Source organism: Verruconatronum alginivorum (assembly GCF_056590205.1).
Genome location: NZ_JBWPVQ010000001.1, coordinates 1,517,396 through 1,536,154, shown reverse-complemented (window position 1 = coordinate 1,536,154; position 18,759 = coordinate 1,517,396). Strand labels below are relative to the sequence as shown.

At 60.6% G+C, this 18,759-nt stretch carries 19 protein-coding genes; 15 read left to right on the top strand and 4 right to left on the bottom strand.

All coding sequences use genetic code 11. The annotated features are described in order from the left end of the window. Positions 1-68 precede the first annotated feature (68 nt). From mnmE to trmB, 3 genes are all read left to right on the top strand, one after another. Positions 69-1,436 carry a tRNA uridine-5-carboxymethylaminomethyl(34) synthesis GTPase MnmE gene (gene mnmE / locus ACWUI2_RS05505; protein ID WP_486981861.1) on the top strand — a complete coding sequence of 456 codons (1,368 nt, stop codon included), beginning with the start codon at positions 69-71 and terminating at the stop codon, positions 1,434-1,436. A gap of 308 nt (positions 1,437-1,744) precedes the next feature. After that, a complete protein-coding gene (gene mnmG / locus ACWUI2_RS05500; protein ID WP_486981860.1) occupies positions 1,745-3,625 on the top strand; it encodes a tRNA uridine-5-carboxymethylaminomethyl(34) synthesis enzyme MnmG in 1,881 nt (626 codons plus the stop codon). Positions 3,626-3,632: 7 nt separating this feature from the next. Further along, positions 3,633-4,250, top strand: coding sequence for a tRNA (guanine(46)-N(7))-methyltransferase TrmB (gene trmB, locus ACWUI2_RS05495; RefSeq protein ID WP_486981859.1), 618 nt, complete (start codon positions 3,633-3,635; stop codon positions 4,248-4,250). Between the two features lie 17 nt (positions 4,251-4,267). Here trmB and ACWUI2_RS05490 read toward each other — a convergent pair whose 3' ends face one another. Then, entirely contained in the window at positions 4,268-4,513 is a 246-nt protein-coding gene (locus ACWUI2_RS05490) for a hypothetical protein (RefSeq protein WP_486981858.1), read from the bottom strand. Between the two features lie 189 nt (positions 4,514-4,702). On the opposite strand from ACWUI2_RS05490, the gene ACWUI2_RS05485 reads away from it, so the two are divergent. From ACWUI2_RS05485 to atpC, 8 genes are all read left to right on the top strand, one after another. Further along, on the top strand, positions 4,703-5,518 hold the full coding sequence (locus tag ACWUI2_RS05485) for a F0F1 ATP synthase subunit A (protein ID WP_486981857.1): 816 nt from the start codon (positions 4,703-4,705) through the stop codon (positions 5,516-5,518). 81 nt (positions 5,519-5,599) lie between these two features. Then, positions 5,600-5,812, top strand: coding sequence for an ATP synthase F0 subunit C (locus ACWUI2_RS05480; RefSeq protein WP_486981856.1), 213 nt, complete (start codon positions 5,600-5,602; stop codon positions 5,810-5,812). Positions 5,813-5,887: 75 nt separating this feature from the next. Continuing rightward, positions 5,888-6,430 (top strand): F0F1 ATP synthase subunit B, encoded by a 543-nt coding sequence (atpF, locus tag ACWUI2_RS05475; protein WP_486981855.1) that lies wholly within the window; start codon positions 5,888-5,890, stop codon positions 6,428-6,430. 9 nt (positions 6,431-6,439) lie between these two features. Beyond that, entirely contained in the window at positions 6,440-6,838 is a 399-nt protein-coding gene (locus ACWUI2_RS05470; protein ID WP_486981854.1) for a F0F1 ATP synthase subunit delta, read from the top strand. Between the two features lie 19 nt (positions 6,839-6,857). Then, positions 6,858-8,393, top strand: a complete 1,536-nt coding sequence (gene atpA / locus ACWUI2_RS05465) for a F0F1 ATP synthase subunit alpha (RefSeq protein WP_486981853.1) — start codon at positions 6,858-6,860, stop codon at positions 8,391-8,393. A gap of 34 nt (positions 8,394-8,427) precedes the next feature. Then, a complete protein-coding gene (gene atpG, locus ACWUI2_RS05460) occupies positions 8,428-9,312 on the top strand; it encodes an ATP synthase F1 subunit gamma (RefSeq protein WP_486981852.1) in 885 nt (294 codons plus the stop codon). A gap of 37 nt (positions 9,313-9,349) precedes the next feature. After that, complete coding sequence (atpD, locus tag ACWUI2_RS05455; RefSeq protein ID WP_486981851.1) at positions 9,350-10,783, top strand: F0F1 ATP synthase subunit beta; 1,434 nt, start codon at positions 9,350-9,352, stop codon at positions 10,781-10,783. Positions 10,784-10,788: 5 nt separating this feature from the next. Further along, positions 10,789-11,196, top strand: coding sequence for an ATP synthase F1 subunit epsilon (gene atpC / locus ACWUI2_RS05450; protein WP_486981850.1), 408 nt, complete (start codon positions 10,789-10,791; stop codon positions 11,194-11,196). A gap of 1,014 nt (positions 11,197-12,210) precedes the next feature. Here atpC and ACWUI2_RS05445 read toward each other — a convergent pair. Genes ACWUI2_RS05445 through ACWUI2_RS05435 form a run of 3 tightly spaced genes read right to left on the bottom strand, consistent with a single transcriptional unit; the run spans position 12,211 to position 14,495 of the window. Next, positions 12,211-12,927, bottom strand: coding sequence for a hypothetical protein (locus ACWUI2_RS05445; protein ID WP_486981849.1), 717 nt, complete (start codon positions 12,925-12,927; stop codon positions 12,211-12,213). 11 nt (positions 12,928-12,938) lie between these two features. Then, positions 12,939-14,255 carry a UDP-N-acetylglucosamine 1-carboxyvinyltransferase gene (murA, locus tag ACWUI2_RS05440; RefSeq protein WP_486981848.1) on the bottom strand — a complete coding sequence of 439 codons (1,317 nt, stop codon included), beginning with the start codon at positions 14,253-14,255 and terminating at the stop codon, positions 12,939-12,941. 36 nt (positions 14,256-14,291) lie between these two features. Further along, a complete protein-coding gene (locus tag ACWUI2_RS05435; RefSeq protein WP_486981847.1) occupies positions 14,292-14,495 on the bottom strand; it encodes a hypothetical protein in 204 nt (67 codons plus the stop codon). 45 nt (positions 14,496-14,540) lie between these two features. Here ACWUI2_RS05435 and ACWUI2_RS05430 point away from each other — a divergent pair, with 45 nt between their 5' ends. From ACWUI2_RS05430 to fcl, 4 genes are all read left to right on the top strand, one after another. Continuing rightward, positions 14,541-15,323, top strand: coding sequence for a hypothetical protein (locus tag ACWUI2_RS05430; protein WP_486981846.1), 783 nt, complete (start codon positions 14,541-14,543; stop codon positions 15,321-15,323). A gap of 922 nt (positions 15,324-16,245) precedes the next feature. Continuing rightward, a complete protein-coding gene (locus ACWUI2_RS05425) occupies positions 16,246-16,617 on the top strand; it encodes a dUTPase (protein ID WP_486981845.1) in 372 nt (123 codons plus the stop codon). 70 nt (positions 16,618-16,687) lie between these two features. Then, positions 16,688-17,722 (top strand): GDP-mannose 4,6-dehydratase, encoded by a 1,035-nt coding sequence (gene gmd, locus ACWUI2_RS05420; protein ID WP_486981844.1) that lies wholly within the window; start codon positions 16,688-16,690, stop codon positions 17,720-17,722. Further along, positions 17,719-18,663, top strand: a complete 945-nt coding sequence (gene fcl, locus ACWUI2_RS05415) for a GDP-L-fucose synthase (RefSeq protein WP_486981843.1) — start codon at positions 17,719-17,721, stop codon at positions 18,661-18,663. Before gmd ends, fcl begins: the two co-directional genes overlap by 4 nt. Positions 18,664-18,759 lie beyond the last annotated feature (96 nt).

Below are 18,759 nucleotides of genomic sequence, written 5' to 3'. Positions count from 1 at the left end.
TTTGCCGAAAATGAAGTGGAACCTGCGCTTCGGTGTGCTAGGTTACCCGCTTTTATAAACTTCGGTCCATGGCCTCCAGACATCACATGCAGGAAACGATCGCCGCTCCGGCCACCGCGAACGGCGAAGCCGCGATCTCGCTGATCCGCATCAGCGGTCCGCGCGCGCCTGAACTGACCGCGACCATTTTCGACAACTCCCGGATCAAGCCGCGAAAAGCCCATCGAGGCGATTACCGCGACCGCGATGGCGAACTGGTCGACGACGTCCTTTTCACCTTGTTTCCCAAGCCGCGATCCTACACCGGAGACGATTTAGTCGAGATTTCGTGTCACGGCAACCCGTTGATCGTGCAGAAGATCCTGCAAGACCTCGTTCATCGCGGTTGCCGCCTCGCCGAACCGGGAGAATTCACCCGTTTGGCCTTCATGAACGGGCGCATGGACCTGAGCCAGGCCGAAGCGGTCAGCGATCTGATTCGCGCCCGGAGCGACCGGGCCCTCGCCGCCGCCCACCACCAATTGCAAGGCGCCCTCGGATCACGGGTCACCCGAATCGTCGATTCCCTTCTCCAAGTCATCGCCGCCCTGGAAGCCTACATCGATTTCCCCGAAGAGGACCTGCCGCCGGAGGACGAAGCCGGACCGGTGCGCGATATCCGCACCCTGCTGTCCGACATCCGCCGCCTCGCCGCGACCAGCCGCTACGGCGCTCTGCTGCGCGAAGGGGTGAAAACCGTCATTCTCGGAGCCCCGAACGCCGGCAAGAGCAGCCTCCTCAACCGGTTAGTCGGCCATGAACGGGTGTTGGTCAGCGACGAACCCGGCACCACCCGCGACGCCGTCGAGGAAAGAGTGACCATTGGCAAGCATTGTATTCGAATTTTGGATACAGCTGGAATTCGATCGTCGGAGAGCCGCTTGGAAGTGATGAGCATCGGGAAGACGATGGAACAGCTCGACCAAGCCGACCTTTTTCTGTTGATTTTCGACGCCACCCTCCCCCACCCCGCCTTTCCCGCCGAATTGATCGAGCGTTTGCATGCGGAGAATGCGTTGGTGGTGCACAACAAGATCGATCTGGTTGGCACCGACGCCTTTCTCCCCGCATGGAAAGGTTTGCCGGAAGTCCGGATCTCCGCGCTCCGGGGGGACGGGATCGAGCAACTCGAAAGCCGCCTCGAAGGGATGATCGACAGATTGAACCCGCTTTCCGGAGAAGACTTCGTGGCGGTCAGCGCCCGTCACGCCGAAGCCCTGCAGGAAGCGGCCGCCGCACTTGACGAAGCCCTCCTCCGCTTGGCCGACGAGGAACCGGCCGAACTCGTCGCGAGCCATCTTCGCGGCGCGCTCCACGCCCTCGGTCAAATCACCGGCAAAGTGGACAACGAAGCGATGCTCGACAAGCTCTTTGCCACGTTTTGTATCGGAAAGTGACGCGAGAAGGCAGATTTTCACAGAAGGAAGCGAAGAATACAGAAGAATACCCGCTCATGGTTAACCTCCAGACAATGCACTCTCTCTTCCTTCCCTTCGCTTCCTTCTGTGAAAAGAACAGTGCCCAAGCCCCATCTCCCTCTTATTCGTGTCCATTCGTCTCCATTCGTGGTTAACCTCCAGACAATGCACTCTCCCTTCCTTACCTTCGCTTCCTTCTGTGAAAGAAACAGTCCCCATGCCCCCTTTTGCCTATTATTCGTGTTTATTCGTGCCCATCCGTGGTTAACCTTCCCCTTCTTTGACTTATGACTCCCTCCACCCATTATGACGTCATCGTTTGCGGAGCGGGCCATGCCGGCTGCGAAGCCGCCTTGGCGGCCGCCCGGATGGGGGCGTGCACCCTCGTCCTGAGCGGTAACATCGACACCATCGCCCAGATGAGCTGCAACCCGGCCATCGGGGGACAGGCCAAAGGCCATATGGTCCGGGAAATCGACGCGCTCGGGGGCGAAATGGCCGTGAACGCCGATCTGACCGGAATCCAATTCAAATTGCTCAACCGATCCAAGGGACCGGCGGTCCAGGCTCCCCGGGTGCAGAACGACAAGAAGGCCTACCAGTTCCGGATGAAGCACACCCTGGAACTGCAGGAGAACCTCACCCTCTTTCAGGCGACGGTCACCGGACTGATCTTCCGGAACGGCGCGGTGGTCGGCTGCCGGACCAATCTCGATCTCGAATTTTTCGGAAAGACCGTGGTGGTCACCACCGGAACCTTCCTTCGGGGCCTGATGCACATCGGAAAGAACCGGAACGAAGGGGGACGGATGGGGGACTACAGCGCCAAAACGCTTTCCGCCAGCTTCACCGAAGCCGGAATCGAACTGCAGAGACTCAAAACCGGCACGCCCCCGCGTCTCCTGGGTCGGACGATCGACTTTTCCGGCATGGAACGCCAGGACGGGGACGCGGAACCGGTGCGGTTCGCCTTTTACGACACCCGGGGGGACGAGGAATTGTTCCACGTGGAACAATTCGCGGAAAAACGTCTCGGATGGACCGATTCCTCCGACCAAATGCCGTGCTGGATCACCTACACGAGCGAGGAGACCGCCGCACTGGTCCGCGACAACCTCCATCTCTCCGCGATGTATTCCGGCGAGATCGAGGGGACCGGTCCCCGGTATTGCCCGAGCATCGAGGACAAATTCGTCCGTTTCGCCGACAAACCGCGCCACCGGCTTTTCCTCGAACCGGAGGGGAGGAACACCAACGAATATTACATCAACGGTTTTTCCACCAGTCTTCCGTTCGATGTTCAGGTGAAAATGACCCAGAGCATCCCCGGACTAGAGAAAGCGGTGATTTTGCGCCCCGCCTACGCGGTCGAATACGATTTCGCCCCGCCGACCCAGCTTTTCCCATCCTTGGAGAGCAAAAAGGTCGAAAACCTGTTCTTCGCTGGACAAATCAACGGAACTTCCGGCTACGAAGAGGCGGCCTCGCAAGGCTTGGTGGCGGGAGTCAACGCGGTGTTGAAGGTGAGGGGAGAGGAACCGTTCGTGATCAAGCGCCACGAGGCCTACATCGGGGTCCTTATCGACGATTTGGTCACCAAAGGGACCTCCGAACCGTATCGAATGTTCACCAGCCGGGCGGAATACCGGCTTTTGTTCAATCATGGCAGCGCCGAACTCCGGCTACTCCACCACGCCCGGAAGCATGATTTAGTTCCCGCCGACCGTCTGACGCGCATCGAACGGAAAAAGGAGGCGGTCGAGGCCTGGGTGAAAAGATTGAACAACGAACGAACTGCCGCTGGCAGTTGGGGCGACCGGATTCGTCGTCGCGAAGCGGATCTTCCTCTTCCCGCCGAATTTGAAGCCGAATCGCCCGCCGTCCGCGACGAGGTTCTCTACCGGGTCGGTTATCAAGGCTACTTGGCCCGGGAACTGCACCAGATCGAGAAAATGGCCTCCCTGGAAGACCTTCAGATCCCTTCCGGAATCGATTATCATGAGGTGAGGGGCCTGAAACGCGAGTGCGCGGTGAAACTTTCGGAAATCCGGCCGCTGACTTTAGGGCAAGCCAGCCGGATCAGCGGAGTCAATCCGGCCGATATTCACATTCTAATGGTCACAATCCAAGCCGGGAAGGGGAGGGGAGCGGCACCCGCTTCCGTGTAGTTAAACCATGGATACCACAATCGACCAATCCGCCCGCCGCGCCGCTCACCAGGCCGCCATCCAAGCCCGTCTGGCCGCACTCCGGGAGAACCTGACCGAGGTTTTCCGGGACAAACCCGCGCTCCCGTTCACGACCTTGGAAATCGGTTCCGGTCACGGGCATTTCCTTGCCTCCTATGCCGCCGCCCATTCCGATCAGTGGTGCCTGGGGCTCGATATCATCCGCGACCGGGTGGCTCGGGCGACCCGGAAGCGCGACCGCGCCGGGCTGAAGAACCTCGCATTCATCCTGTCCGAGGCGACCGACTTTCTCGAATCCCTTCCCGATGGGGCGGTGTTCGACCGGGTTTTCGTCCTTTTCCCCGATCCATGGCCGAAAAAGCGACATCACAAAAACCGGTTGTTGGGGAACGAATTCTTCGGCCGATTGGCGCGCCGCTGCCGTCCCGGCGCGCGTTTCCACTTCCGGACGGACCACCGCCCCTATTTCGATGAAGTGGAGTCGACGGTGGCAGGTCACCACGATTGGACCCGGGTCCCGGCCGGCGAATGGCCCTTCGAACACGAGACTGTCTTTCAGCAACGAGCGGAATCGTTTTCGTCGCTGATCCTGGAACGAACCTGATCTCGCGGCGAACCGATTCAGAAAAGATCCATCCAAACAATGATGGCGAACTGGATCAATCCGGCCAAGGCCAGCAAGGCGTAGGTGAACACGAAAAACAAATCGAGCGCCTGCCTCCGCCCGCGAAGGGGCAGGGGAGGGGAGCCCGCTCGAATGTTGCCTGCGCCGCTGATCTTCATCCATCCGGAGGGTCGGGAATTCGCCCGGGTAGTCAATCGAAAATTGAGCGATCGAACCAAGCCAGTCAAGATATACCTATCCATCTGATAATCAGAGTCTTGCGTTCAGTGGATCTATAAGCCTCCCGCACACTTTCTTGATTTCGGCGGTTGACGAAGCCGCCACAATAATGCAAAGAACTTCCCTTTCACCACTAAACAGACGTGAGAGGACTAATGTTCAATTTCAGATTATCCGCCATCTGGCCCGTTTTCATCCTGGGATTCTTCGGTATGGCTCCGTTGGCCAGCGCCGCCGCTCCCTATGCCGAGGTTCTCTGGCGCCCCTTGGGATTTCCCATCACCAACAGCATGGTCACTAGTTGGGTCATCGCCGGTATCCTGATCATTGTCATCCGCCTCGCGGTAAAGAAACCGACCGCCGTTCCGTCCCGCGGACAAGCGGTCGTCGAAGGTCTGCTTGAAGGAGTCCGGGGAATGATCGAACCGATCGTCGGGAAGCGGATGGTCGGGGTGACCCTGCCGCTGCTCGCCGCGCTCTTCGTTTATATCCTCATCCAAAACTGGAGCGGGCTAATGCCCGGTGTCGGCACCGTCGGATGGGGCGAAGAACGGGAATCCGGATTCTACGTCATGCGCGAACTGATCCGCCCGGGTCATGCCGATTTGAATACCACTTTGGCCCTCGCGTTGATTTCGTTCGTAGCCTGGCTCTATTTTATTTTCCGTTACGCCGGCATCAAGGTGATCGCCTACGACCTCTTCGGCAACAAGGCCGACAAGGCCGAAGTCCCCCTGTTGATCTTCCTCCCCCTCTTCGGGGTCTTCTTCGTGGTCGGGTTGATCGAAATCGTCTCGATCATGTTCCGCCCGGTTTCGCTTTCCTTCCGTTTGTTCGGAAACGTCTTCGGGGGAGAGAACCTCCTCCACTCGATGTTCTACCTTTTCCCATGGGGTCTGCCGATTCCCTTTTATGTGCTCGAACTGTTGATCGGCGCGGTGCAGGCTCTGGTCTTCACCTTGCTCGTCGCGGTTTATATCGGGCTGATCTGCAACCACGAATCGGAGCACGGCGAGGGCCACCATTAAGAATTTTCCCGCCGGGACCATTGCCAAAAAGAGTGTGGGCGGCGGGATGAACCAACTGGATAAATCCAAAAAGATAAGAAAATGATCGAACTATTCGCACAAATCACCGGCGACTTGCGCGCCATCCAAGGCGGCGTCGGCTGTCTCGCAGCGGCCTTCGCGGTCGGCATGGTCGGCACCAAGGCCGTCGAAGCCGTCGGGCGCAACCCGGGTGCCTCCGGTAAAATCCTCGTTCAATCCATCATCGGGATGGCGTTGGCGGAAGCGGTCGCGTTCTACGCGCTCTTCCTCTAAGAACAAACGATTCCTGAAAGGGGATGCCGTTCGGTTTCGATCGACGGCATCCCCTGAAACTTTCACCAGCGACACATGATCCAACAATATCTGATTCTGGCCGCCACCAATCCGATCACGAACGTCGCCGAACAATTCGGCGTTCAGTGGGAATTCCTTTTCGCCCAAATCGTCAGCTTCGCCCTCGTCGCCTTTCTGCTTTATAAGGTGGCCTTCAAACCGGTCATCGCGACCATTGACGAGCGCCAGCAGAAGATCGCCGATGGGCTCAAGTATGCCGAGGACATGAAGCTGAAACTCGCGGAAGCCGAGAAGAAGCAGGAGGAAACTCTCCGCAACGCCTCGCTCCAAGCGCAGAAAATGATCGACGAGGCCCGCGCCACCGCGAAGGAACTAGTCGAACGCCAAACCCGCGAAGCCGCCGAGCGCAGCGAAGAAATGCTCCGCAAGGCCCAACAGGCTTCCGAAATGGACCGCAAAAAGATCATGGCCGAAGCCCGCGAGGAGATCGCCCGGTTGGTGGTCGCCACTTCCGCCCAAGTCCTTTCCCGCGAACTGACCGAGGAAGAACGGAGCCGCTACAGCGCTTCCGCCGGACGCGAACTCGTCAACGCCTAACCTCCACCGATGGCCGTCAACAAACAGATCCGGGAAACCGGAAAGACGCTTCTCCAACTGAGCATGAAGGGGGACGAGGTCTCATCCGAACGGGTGAACGCCGTCCTCCAGGCTTTGAAGAACCGGCCTCCCCGCAACTATCGGCAGGTCCTCCGCGAATACCTCCGGCTGGTCCGGAAACAGATCGAGCGCAACCAAGCCATCGTCGAATACGCCGGCGCCTTGCCATCCGATCTGGTCAATTCGATCGAAGCCAATCTTTCCGCCCAATACGGCCGTCCGATCACCGCCGTCCTCAAGGAAAACAAGAGCCTGATCGCCGGATGGAAAATCCGCGTCGGTTCCGACCTCTACGACTCGTCGGTCTCCACCCGCCTCCGGCAACTCAACAAAACCACCGTCCGCTAATTTTTAAAACAATCCAGCAATGAGCTCTATCATCGAAGAAATCGAACAGCAGATCGCCCAGCTCGAGACCAAAACGGTCAAGAAGAACACCGGCAAGATCGTCTCCTACGCCGACGCCGTCGCCCGCGTCGACGGCCTTTCGGACGTCATGTACAACGAGATGATCGAATTCCCCGGCGGCATTTTCGGCATCGCGCTGAACCTCGAAGAGGACGAAGTCGGCTGCATCATCGTCGGCGATCCGACCGGATTGAAGGAGGGCGACGAAGCCCAGACCACCGGACGCCTCCTTCAGGTGCCGGTCGGCAAAGCTCTGCTCGGACGCGTGGTCGACGCCATCGGCCGTCCGATCGACGGCAAGGGCCCGATCGAAACCGACACCTATTATCCGGTCGAGAAAGTGGCCCCCGGGATCATCGCCCGGAAGTCGGTCAGCCAACCGCTCCAGACCGGGATCATGTCGGTCGACTCGATGATTCCGATCGGCCGCGGCCAACGCGAGTTGATCATCGGCGACCGCTCGACCGGCAAAACGACCATCGCCATCGACACCATCATCAACCAGGCCAAGATCAACAAGGCCGGCTTGGAGTCGGGCGACGCGGATTTCCGCCCGGTCTATTCGATCTACGTCGCGGTCGGACAAAAGAACGCCAACGTCGCCCGCACCATCGACGCCCTGGAAGCGGCCGGAGCCCTCGACTACACCATCATCGTTTCCGCCTCCTCGGCCGACAACGCCTCCGACCAATACCTCGCCCCCTACGCCGGAGCGGCGATCGGGGAATGGTTCATGGACAACGGCATGGATGCGTTGATCGTTTACGACGACCTTTCCAAGCACGCCGTCGCCTACCGTCAGATCTCCCTGATTCTGAAACGCCCCTCCGGCCGTGAAGCGTATCCTGGCGACGTTTTCTACCTGCACTCCCGTCTCCTCGAACGTTCCGCCCGCGTCGACGAAAAGAATGGCGGCGGTTCATTGACCGCTCTCCCGATCATCGAAACGCAAGCGGGCGACGTCTCGGCCTACATTCCGACCAACGTCATTTCGATCACCGACGGGCAGATCTATCTCGAAACCGACTTGTTCAACCAAGGGATTCGTCCCGCCATCTCGGTCGGTCTCTCAGTCTCGCGGGTCGGCTCCGCCGCCCAGATCAAGGCGATTAAGCAGGTCGCCGGCAAGATCAAGCTCGAGCTCGCCCAATACCGCGAACTCGCCGCCTTCGCCCAATTCGGATCCGACCTCGACGCCCGCACCAAAGCCCAGCTCGATCGCGGAGCGCGGATCGTGGAAATCTTCAAACAGCCGGCCTTCAGCCCGATCCCCGTCGAGCAACAGGTCTCCGTCCTCTGGGGTATCCAGAACGGCTACTTCGACGACATCGACGTCAAGAAGATCGTCGCCGCCAACGCCCACCTCAGGGAGTTTCTTTCCACCCGGAAGATCAGTCTCCTCGGGAAAATCCTCAAGGAGAAGCAAATCAAGGACGAGCTCACCCAGGAATTGAAGGCCGCCTTCGACGAGTGGAAGATTGCCTTCAAAGGCTGATCCGATCCACCAGATCCTCCGGCAGCACTGAACCATGCCCAGCACAAGAGACATCCGGCGCCGCATCAAGTCGGTCAAAAACACCAAGCAGATCACCAAAGCCATGGAGCTGGTGGCCGCTTCCAAGATGAAGCGCGCCCAACAGTCGGCTCTGGCGGGTCACGCCTACGCCGCGCTGATGGCCGAAATGCTGGCCACACTCAGCGGACGGGCCGACGTCAGCAAGCACCCGTTCCTCGCCGAGCGGGAGGTCAAAACCCGGGGGATTCTGATGATCACGACCGACAAGGGGCTTTGCGGTCCCTTGAATAGCAACCTGTTCCGGATCGTCACCGAGATCAAGGACCCGGTCAAATACACCGCGATCGGCCGCAAGGGAGCCCAGTTCCTCGGCCGGATCAAGCGCGACATGGTCGCCGACTTCGGGGTTAGCGATAAGGTCCCCTTCGCCGAAACGAAGGTGATCTCCGAGTTCATGACCAAGCAATATCTGGAAGGGACGATCGACACCATCGAGATTCTCTACCCGAAATTCGTCAACACCTTGGTCCAGCAGACGACTCTTCATCCGCTCCTGCCGTTGAAGAACCTGCAAAAGGTCATCGAAGACCTGCGCAACGAGCAGGCGAAAGGGGAGAAAAGCCCCGTCGCCCACGATCCGCGCGATATGCTCTTCGAACCGACTCCGGCCGAAGTGTTGTCGGAATTGCTTCCGCTTTACATCAACCAACAGATTTACCACTTCATCCTCGACGCCAAGGCTTCCGAGCACAGCGCCCGGATGGTGGCGATGAAAACCGCTTCCGACAACGCTTCGAACCTGCTGGAAGACCTGACTCTCGAATACAACAAGGCCCGCCAGGCGGCGATCACTCAGGAAATCCTGGAAATCTCCGCCTCCGCCGCCGCCAACGCCTGATCCCATCCGCCAGACCGAACCAACTGTTTTAAAGACAATGAGCAACAAAGGAAAAATCGTTCAAATCATCGGCCCCGTGGTCGACGTCCAATTCCCGGAAAACCAGACCCCGGATGTCTACCAGGCGCTGACGATTGATTTCGAGGTGGGAGGACAAAAGAACCTCATCACCCTGGAGGTGCAACAACACCTCGGTGGCGGCCTCGTCCGCACCATCGCCATGACCTCCACCGAAGGTCTCGTCCGCGGTTACGAAGTAACCGACACCGGCAACCCGATCTCCGTCCCGGTCGGCGAAGGCGTGCTCGGGCGCATTTTCAACGTCACCGGCGACGCCGTCGACGAGCGCGGTCCCGTCAAGCACGAGAAGAAATACTCGATCCACCGCATGCCGCCGCCATTGGTCGACCAGGACACCAAGGCGACCATTCTCGAAACCGGCATCAAGGTTATCGACCTCATCTGCCCCTTCATCAAGGGCGGTAAAGTCGGCGCCTTCGGGGGAGCCGGTGTCGGCAAGACCGTCGTCATCATGGAGCTCATCAACAACATCGCCAAAACCCACGGCGGTTTCTCGGTTTTCGCCGGGGTAGGGGAGCGCAGCCGCGAGGGGAACGACCTTTACCACGAAATGTCCGACGCCGGGGTCATCGACCAAAACGACCTCTCCAAGTCGAAGGTGGCCCTTTGCTACGGCCAGATGAACGAGCCTCCCGGCGCCCGGATGCGCGTCGCTCTCACCGGCCTTTCGATGGCGGAATACTTCCGCGACGAAAAGAACCAGGACGTGCTCCTCTTCGTCGACAACATCTTCCGCTTCTCCCAAGCCGGCTCCGAGGTCTCCGCGCTCCTCGGCCGCTCGCCTTCGGCCGTCGGTTACCAGCCGACCCTCGCCGCCGAAATGGGCAACCTGCAGGAACGGATCACTTCGACCAAAAAGGGTTCGATCACCTCGTTCCAGGCGGTTTACGTGCCGGCCGACGACTTGACCGATCCGGCCCCGGCCAACACCTTCGCCCACCTCGACTCCACCATCGTGTTGGAGCGTTCCATCGCCGAGCTCGGGATTTACCCGGCCGTCGATCCGCTCGCCTCCTTCTCGAAGGCGCTCGATCCGGCGATCGTCGGCGAAGAGCACTACAACATCGCCCGCGGAGTCCAGAACGTCCTCCAACGTTACAAGGACCTCCAGGACATCATCGCGATTCTCGGTCTCGACGAACTTTCGCCGGAAGACAAGCAGCTCGTCTATCGCGCCCGCAAAATCCAGAAGTTCCTCTCCCAGCCGTTCAACGTGGCCGAGGTCTTCACCGGCTTCCCGGGCAAGATCGTCTCCGTCAAGGACACCCTCCGCGGTTTCAAGATGATCCTCGACGGCGAGCTCGACCATGTCGCCGAAAACGACTTCTACATGAAGGGCGGCATCGACGAAGCGATCGCCGCTTCCGAGAAGCAGACCGCGACCGCCTAACCGCCATGCCACTCGTCCTGGAAATTGTCACACCGGAAAACCGGGCCTACAGCGATACCGCCGACAACGTGGTCATCCCGACCACCGCCGGCGAGATCGGCATCCTGCCGGGGCACCTTCCTTTGCTCACCCAAGTGGCCCCGGGCGAAGTGCGCCTCCAACGCGACGGCAAGACCGAGTATCTCGCCGTCGGCCGCGGCTTCGCCCAGATCTCGGGTGACAAGGTCTCGGTCCTGGCGGAATCGGCAATCAGCGAAGAGCAGATCGACGAATCCGCCGTGGAGGCCGCGATGAAACGTGCCCAGGACGCTCTCGCCGGCGAGGAGACCCTCGATCCCGCCGAATTGGAGCGCCTGGAAAAAGTGGTCCGTTTCGCCACCGCCCAGCTTCTGGTCAAACGGAAGAAGCGGTAAGCGGAGCGACCCGACATCGGTCCGGAGCCTCGTGCTTTAGCCGAAGACCGTCGGAAACGGGGAACGTCCAAGGACCAAACGGCTCCGAGCGGCACAACGGCGGCTGAAGCGCGCCGCTCTGAGTAGTGGGGTTGGCTTTGCCGCCCCATTTTGTGGCGTTCGGAAACACCGGGAAACATTCACCTCACCCGCGACCCGCGACGCGCGACGTCAAACACCAGGCGACGGTCCCGGCCGCTGCTGTCGGGCGGCAAAGCCAACCCGACTACGGCCAGACCAGACATCGACACGGCTCACCTCCAAAAACTCCGAGCGGCACAACGGCGGCCGAAGTGCGCCGCTCCTGAATCCGGCATCGAAGAGTAGTGGGGTTGGCTTTGCCGCCCCATTTTGTGGCGTTCGGAAACACCGGGAAACATTCACCTCACCCGCGACCCGCGACGCGCGACGTCAAACTTCAGGCGACGGTCCCGGCCGCTGCTGTCGGGCGGCGAAGCCAACCCGACTACGGCCAGACCAGACATCGACACGGCTCACCTCCAAAAACTCCGAGCGGCACAACGGCGGCTGAAGCGCGCCGCTCTGAGTAGTGGGGTTGGCCTTTGCCGCCCCATTTTGTGGCGTTCGGAAACACCGGGAAACATTCACCTCACCCGCGACGCGCGACGTCAAACTTCAAGCGACGGTCCCCGGCCGCTGCTGTCGGGCGGCAAAGCCAACCCGACTACGGCCAGACTGACGTCGAACATGCCGGACATCCGAGAACTCCGAACGCACAACGGCGACCGAAGCGCGCCGCTCCTGAATCCGGCATCGAAGAGTAGTGGGGTTGGCTTTGCCGCCCCATTTTGTGGCGTTCGGAAACACCGGGAAACATTCACCTCACCCGCGACCCGCGACGCGCGACGTAATACTTCAGGCGACGGTCCCGGCCGCTGCTGTCGGGCGGCGAAGCCAACCCGACTACGGCCAAACCAGACATCGACACGGCGGACCTCAGAAAACTTCGAACGATTACGACGGCGGCTGAAGCGCGCCGCTCGTCCCGGAACTTCCGGCCGGGTGCGGGGGCGCTTTCCCCATCGTCGTTCCCAGTTTGGCCAGCACCGCTTGGGTCTGTTCGATCAGGTCCGCGAGTCGTCGCTCGCCGGGAAGGCGGCAGACCATTTCGGTCGCGGTAACGTTCACCACCAAGGTTGGTAACTTCAGGGTAAACCACGTGCAGGCCGAATCATAATCGAGGTAATCGGCCAATTCCCCGTTCTCTTCAATGTGGTCGATCCGCTCCTCCAAATCGAGCCGTCCCGGGAAACGCAACACCACCGTATCGCAATACGGGGAAAAAACCGCGGCGAATCGCGGATCCGTCAACGCCTCATCGCCTCGAGCATTCACCGCCACTTCCGTGACCATCCGGTAATTCGCCACCGTCTCCGGATCCTGCTCGATGTTGAGCGCCACCTGAAAACGGGGCGTCCTGATCGAGGCCCCGCCGTCTTCGCAGACGACCGTCACTTCCTTCCGTTTGAACCGATACTCCTTCCGGATCGCCCCGAAAATCGCTTCCGCCCGGGCGGCCACTTCCTGACCGCCCGCCGTCTCCACGAAACGCAACGCCGCCGCTGAATAATCTTCCGGCTCCTGGTGAAAACGGGCGAATCCCGACAAGTCCTTGACCCGGCCGACCGTAAACCCACGGATGGTGAATGCGACCGCCGGTGTCTCCGTCATCGGTCCGCCGATCAAATCGTGGCCATCGCCGCTTCGTCGAGGAAGTGGGCGGGCATTTCGCTGTCGGGCATGCGGGTGATGTCGACCCCGAGGGCGCGGAGTTTCTCGTCAATCCGCTCGTATCCGCGGTCGATGTGGTAAATCCGTTGCACCCAGGTTTCCCCTTTGGCGGCCACTCCGGCGAGGAATAACGCCGCGCTGGCCCGGAGATCCGAGGCCATCACCGGCGCGCCCGACAAACGGGGAACCCCTTTGATGATCGCACTGGCGCCTTCCATGGCGATGTCGGCTCCCATTCGCTGGAGTTCCGGCACATGCATGAAGCGGTGGGGATAAACCTTTTCCGTCACGATGCTCAACCCGGGCGTCAAGGCCATCAGGGTGCACATCTGCGCCTGCAAATCGGTCGGGAAGCCGGGGTGGGGGAGGGTGATCACATCGACCGGCGATAGCCGGAGTCCGGTGGCGTCGACATGGATTGTGTCCGATCCATTGCGCGTGATGCCCAACCCGGCTTCTTCCAACTTGTCGAACAGGGCGGTCAAATGGTCGAACCGGGCGCCTTCCAAGGCGATCTTCCCTTTCGTCAGGGCCGCGCCGATCACAAACGTCCCGGCTTCGATCCGGTCCGGAATGATCCGGTAGTTGCATCCACCCAAGCGCTCGACTCCTTCGATCTCAAGGGCGTGGCTTCCGATCCCGCTGATTTTGGCCCCCATCGCCACCAGCATGTTGCACAGATCGACCACTTCCGGCTCGCATGCGGCGCTGTCGATCCGGGTAACACCGGGGGTCAGGACGGCGGCCATCAAGATGTTGTCGGTTCCCAACACGGTGCTGCCGTGGCGTCCTCCGAGGAAGACGTCGGCTCCCTTCATGCCGGAACCATCCATCTTCACATAGCCGCCTTCGATATCGATCCGGCAGCCGAGTTTGGCGAAGCCCTTCAAGTGGAGATCGATCGGGCGGGGACCGATCACGCATCCGCCGGGGAGCGAGGTGACTGAGCGTTTCAACCGGCCGACCAATGGTCCCATCAAACAGACCGAAGCGCGCATTTTGCGCATCAATTCGTAGGGGGCGGTGTGGGAGATTTCACCGGCTTGGATGCGCCAGGTGTGCGGGTCGAGGCGCTCCACGTGAGCACCCAAATGGGCAAGCAGCTCGCCCATGAATCGAATGTCGCTCAAATCCGGGACATTCTCGATGATACACGGCTCTTCGGTTAAAAGAGTCGCGGCAAATATCGGAAGAGCGGCGTTTTTCGCGCCGCTGATTCCGACGATTCCTTGAAGGGGATTGCCTCCCCTGATGCGAACAACGTCCATAAGTTGCCGTCAGGAGAGACAATCCAAGGAAGGGTGTCAATCACCCGGACGCCATTCGTCGCCCGAAGCGGGAATATTTTCCCGGCGCGATCCCGAACGGTTTCCGCTATTGCGCTGGCCCCGAGCGCTTTGCCCCTTTTCCGGCCGTCCCTCGTAAGGTTCGGACCCGGAATACGGTTGGCGGGCCGGTTCATTGCGGGTGGCGGATTTCTCCTTGTCGCCCCCAAAAAGGGATTTCACCCAGCCGACAACCTTCTTGACCGGGGTCTCGGCTTGCGGCTCGTGATGAATCCGCTCCGGCTGTTCGCTCCGGGGGCCGCGCTGACGGTCGTCCCGCTGACGACGGTCGCCACCGCGTCCACCGCGCTGGTTGCCGCCTTGGCCGCCTTGGCCGCCTTGGCCACTTTGACCACGCTGACCGCCGCGCTCGCCGCGGGGCCCTCGTTGACCCCCACGGCCGCCGCGACCCCCGCGACCGCCGCGCTGTCCGCGCTCGCCGCCGCCTTGTTCGCCGCGTTCGCCGCCTTGTTGACGTTCACCGCGGGGACGACGCTCGCCCCGGGGACGGCGTTCGCCCTCCTGGCCGTCCTGACGATCCCCGCCGGTATCTTCTGCGTCGGGTTGTCCCCCTTCGCCCCCGCGTTGACCGCCGCGACCTCCGCGGCGCCGACGCCGACGTGGACGGGAACCTTCTTCGTCTCCCGATTCGCCGGAGGCTTCACGCCCCTCGCGCTCGCCACGCTCTCCGCGCTCGCCATGTTCGCCACGCTCTCCGCGGGGACGGCGTTCGCCGCGTTCCCTGCGGGGACGGTCTTCCCGACGATCCTCCCGGGAGGATTCTTCGCGTTCGGCGCGCGGTTGGCGGGTTTCCTCCGACGGAGCGGCCGAAGCCTCTCCGCCGCCGGTAGTCTCCGGCGCGGCACCGGCCGACGGCCGCTCGCCCGCAGGACGGCGGGCCCGGCTGCGACGGGCCCGGCTCGGACGGTCGCCGGTGGAGGAAGCGTTCGATCCCCCTCCGGTTTCGCCACGGGCCGACGGCGCTGGGGCGGTCGGCTTCTCGGCGAATGATCCGGTGGTCTCCGACGGGCGGTCGGCGGACGCGGAGGCGCCTGCTTCGTGGGGGAGGGGAGGGTTGTTGCGGGGGGGACGTCTGCGTTGCGCAGACCGGTTCTGAGAATTCGCGGACGAATCGGCTGCGGCCTCGGATGCGGCACCGCCTTCGTTTTTCGCGGAATCTTGCTCTCTGTTTCTATTCGTATCTTCCATTAGTGTTTGATGACTGTGGTCCCATAGGACCCGATGTTGGGTAATGTATAGGGGAGGGGGACGAAGCCGTGAGGCTTTCCAGAACCCGAGTCGGCCATGGTGGCGGCGTTTGCGGATCCCCCTTTCTGGCAAGGGCTTCGGGTAATACTCATCCGAAGCGATCGGAGGTTGCCCTATACATCGACTGCTTTTCTGCGGTTTTCACCGGTTCGCGTTTTCGATCGCGACCGGGAACACCGAGCCTTGGCGGCCGTATGTGCTCTTGATGGCACCGCGGAAAAATCAACCTACCGGTTAATCCTCGATATTCAAATCATCGAACCAGGAAATACAATCATTAAATTGGTATCTCCTTAGAAATGAGCGGATCCCAGCCGTTGTGGGAGAAGAGATAAGCTAGAGGGTATCCGAAAAAGGTTTCGGACGTTCGCTGGCTGAAACAGCGGTGACACACCCCACCATGCTCGCGCATGGTCCCCCCCTCTCAAGAGGGGAATTGCTTACAAAAAGATCCCCTCTTGAGAGGGGGGGACCGCTCGCTAGAGCGGTGGGGTGTGTTTCCGGGCCGATCCGGTCGCTGAAAACCTTTTCGGACGGGACCTAGCTGTAAAGGAAGGGCGGCGGCGCTGCCGGAACGGGAACGGACAGGAATGTCCGCGTCACGATCCGGTCCCGTTTTGAAGCTTGCTATGGACCGGGGCGAGGCCTAGGAAACTTTTCCCTAATGGACAAACTTGAACGCATCTTTGACCTACAGGAAGCTTTGAACGCCCGCATCGGCGTTACCCTGAAAGACCGGACCGAGGAGGAGCAAATCCAATGGGTCCTTAATTACACCCGAGCCATGCAACAGGAGTTGGCTGAACTGGTCGACTCCGTGCCGTGGAAATGGTGGGCCAAATACCAGGAATTCGACAAGCAAAACGCCCGGGTGGAGGTCATCGATCTGTTCCATTTCCTCGTCTCGCTCGCCCAAGCCCTCGGCATGAGCGCCCAGGACGTTTTCGACGCCTACGAGAAAAAGAACAAAGTGAACCACAGCCGCCAGGAAGCCGGCTACATCGCCAAAGACCACGAAGATTCCCGGCACATCTGATCGGCCCGGCCCTTGCATGGATTCGTCGATCGGTTTGCGGATCGACCGGACGGAGGGAGATTGAAGTAGTATGAAAAAAGCATTGATCACCGGCATCACCGGTCAGGATGGATCCTATCTGGCGGAATTGCTCTTGGAAAAGGGCTACGAAGTGCATGGCGTGATCCGCCGGGCTTCGACCTTCAACACCAGTCGCATCGACCACCTTTACCGCGATCCGCACGTCAATGGGGTGCGGCTCTTCCTGCATTACGGCGACTTGGCAGATTCGGTCCAGATGGTGAAGCTTCTTTACGCGCTCCAGCCGGACGAAGTTTACAATCTCGGCGCGCAAAGCCATGTCCGGGTCTCGTTCGACGTGCCCGAATACACCGGCGACGTCGACGGTCTGGGCGCCCTTCGGATCCTCGAAGCGATCCGGGAGGCCGGTTTGGTTGGAAAGGTCCGCTATTATCAAGCCTCCTCTTCCGAAATGTTCGGCAAGGTGCAGGAGGTTCCCCAAGTCGAAACCACGCCGTTATGGCCGCGTTCGCCCTACGCCTGCGCGAAAGTTTACGCCCACTGGCTCACCGTCAATTACCGCGAGTCCTACGATCTCCACGCCAGCAGCGGCATCCTCTTCAACCACGAATCGCCGCGCCGGGGCGAAACCTTCGTCACCCGCAAGATCACCCGCGCCGCGACCCGCATCAAACTCGGTCTCCAGGAACACCTTTACCTCGGCAACATCGACGCCAAGCGCGACTGGGGTTACGCCAAGGAATACGTCGAAATGATGTGGCTGATGCTCCAACAGGACCAACCCGACGACTACGTGATCGCTACCAACGAGACCCACAGCGTCCGGGAGTTCATTCAGGAAACCTTTGCGATCCTCGACCTCGACTGGGAGAAATACGTCAAATACGACAAACGCTACGAACGCCCGGCGGAGGTTGATCTTTTGATCGGCAACCCGGCCAAAGCCAAGAAACAGCTCAACTGGGAACCGAAGGTTCGCTTCAAGGAACTGGTCCGCCTGATGGTCGAGTCCGACTTGGCGCTGGCCGAACAGGAAGCCGGCTTGAAGGAATACATGTCATCGAAAATCCCTTCCCAACCGTGAAGGAGCAGAAGATCTTCATCTCCGGCCACCGCGGCATGGTCGGGTCGGCCCTGGTCCGTCATTTCCGGGCGGCCGGTTGCGAACGGCTGCTTCTTCGGACCCGGCAGGAGCTCGACCTTATTTCCCAAGCCGACGTCGACCGTTTCATCCGCGACGAGAAGCCCGATTTGATCATCGTGGCGGCCGCCAAAGTCGGTGGTATCCACGCCAACAATACCTACCCGGCGGAATTCATCCACGACAACCTCCAGATTGCCGCCAACACCATCCACGCCGCCTGGCGACACGGGGTCGGCCGGCTGTTGTTCCTCGGCAGTTCCTGCATCTACCCGAAGTTCGCTCCCCAGCCGATGCCGGAGGATTGCCTCCTCACCAGTCCCTTGGAGCCGACCAACGAGGCCTACGCCATCGCCAAGATCGCCGGTTTGAAGCTCTGCCAGTATTACCGTCGCCAATACGGCGTCCTCTTCCACTCCGCCATGCCGACCAATCTCTACGGTCCCGGCGACAACTACCACCCGGAGAATTCCCACGTGTTGCCCGGCCTGATCCGCCGCTTCCATGAAGCAAAGGAAGCCGGCGCCTCGGAAGTGGTGGTCTGGGGAACCGGCACCCCCCGCCGCGAGTTCCTCCATGTCGACGATCTCGCCGACGCCTGTTTCCATTTGGTCCAAACCGACAGCCCGCCCGATTGGGTGAATCTCGGCACCGGCACCGACGTCACCATCCGCGAACTGGCGGAGTTGGTGAAAGAAGTCGTCGGATTCTCCGGTCAACTGACCTTCGACACGACGAAGCCCGACGGAACTCCGCGCAAGTTGCTCGACGTTTCAAAAGCCAAGGACCTCGGCTGGACCGCCCGCATCCCGCTCCGCGACGGCATCGCCGCCGCCTACCAGGATTTTTTGAAAACCTCCCGCGAGCAAGTCGCGCGGTTGTAAAAGCAAAGGAGAACGGGTTTTCCAGCCCGTTTCAGAGCCGACGGCATCTCTTGACCTGCTGGGAAACGGACAGGAATGTCCGTTCTCCTTTCCAAG

Excerpts from the sequence above, each read along its gene's own strand:
- mnmE (WP_486981861.1), top strand. The coding sequence starts at position 69 with ATGGCCTCCAGACATCACATGCAGGAAACGATCGCCGCTCCGGCCACC.
- mnmG (WP_486981860.1), top strand. The coding sequence starts at position 1,745 with ATGACTCCCTCCACCCATTATGACGTCATCGTTTGCGGAGCGGGCCAT.
- trmB (WP_486981859.1), top strand. The coding sequence starts at position 3,633 with ATGGATACCACAATCGACCAATCCGCCCGCCGCGCCGCTCACCAGGCC.
- ACWUI2_RS05490 (WP_486981858.1), bottom strand. The coding sequence starts at position 4,513 with ATGGATAGGTATATCTTGACTGGCTTGGTTCGATCGCTCAATTTTCGA.
- ACWUI2_RS05485 (WP_486981857.1), top strand. The coding sequence starts at position 4,703 with ATGGCTCCGTTGGCCAGCGCCGCCGCTCCCTATGCCGAGGTTCTCTGG.
- ACWUI2_RS05480 (WP_486981856.1), top strand. The coding sequence starts at position 5,600 with ATGATCGAACTATTCGCACAAATCACCGGCGACTTGCGCGCCATCCAA.
- atpF (WP_486981855.1), top strand. The coding sequence starts at position 5,888 with ATGATCCAACAATATCTGATTCTGGCCGCCACCAATCCGATCACGAAC.
- ACWUI2_RS05470 (WP_486981854.1), top strand. The coding sequence starts at position 6,440 with ATGGCCGTCAACAAACAGATCCGGGAAACCGGAAAGACGCTTCTCCAA.
- atpA (WP_486981853.1), top strand. The coding sequence starts at position 6,858 with ATGAGCTCTATCATCGAAGAAATCGAACAGCAGATCGCCCAGCTCGAG.
- atpG (WP_486981852.1), top strand. The coding sequence starts at position 8,428 with ATGCCCAGCACAAGAGACATCCGGCGCCGCATCAAGTCGGTCAAAAAC.
- atpD (WP_486981851.1), top strand. The coding sequence starts at position 9,350 with ATGAGCAACAAAGGAAAAATCGTTCAAATCATCGGCCCCGTGGTCGAC.
- atpC (WP_486981850.1), top strand. The coding sequence starts at position 10,789 with ATGCCACTCGTCCTGGAAATTGTCACACCGGAAAACCGGGCCTACAGC.
- ACWUI2_RS05445 (WP_486981849.1), bottom strand. The coding sequence starts at position 12,927 with ATGACGGAGACACCGGCGGTCGCATTCACCATCCGTGGGTTTACGGTC.
- murA (WP_486981848.1), bottom strand. The coding sequence starts at position 14,255 with ATGGACGTTGTTCGCATCAGGGGAGGCAATCCCCTTCAAGGAATCGTC.
- ACWUI2_RS05430 (WP_486981846.1), top strand. The coding sequence starts at position 14,541 with ATGAATCCGCTCCGGCTGTTCGCTCCGGGGGCCGCGCTGACGGTCGTC.
- ACWUI2_RS05425 (WP_486981845.1), top strand. The coding sequence starts at position 16,246 with ATGGACAAACTTGAACGCATCTTTGACCTACAGGAAGCTTTGAACGCC.
- gmd (WP_486981844.1), top strand. The coding sequence starts at position 16,688 with ATGAAAAAAGCATTGATCACCGGCATCACCGGTCAGGATGGATCCTAT.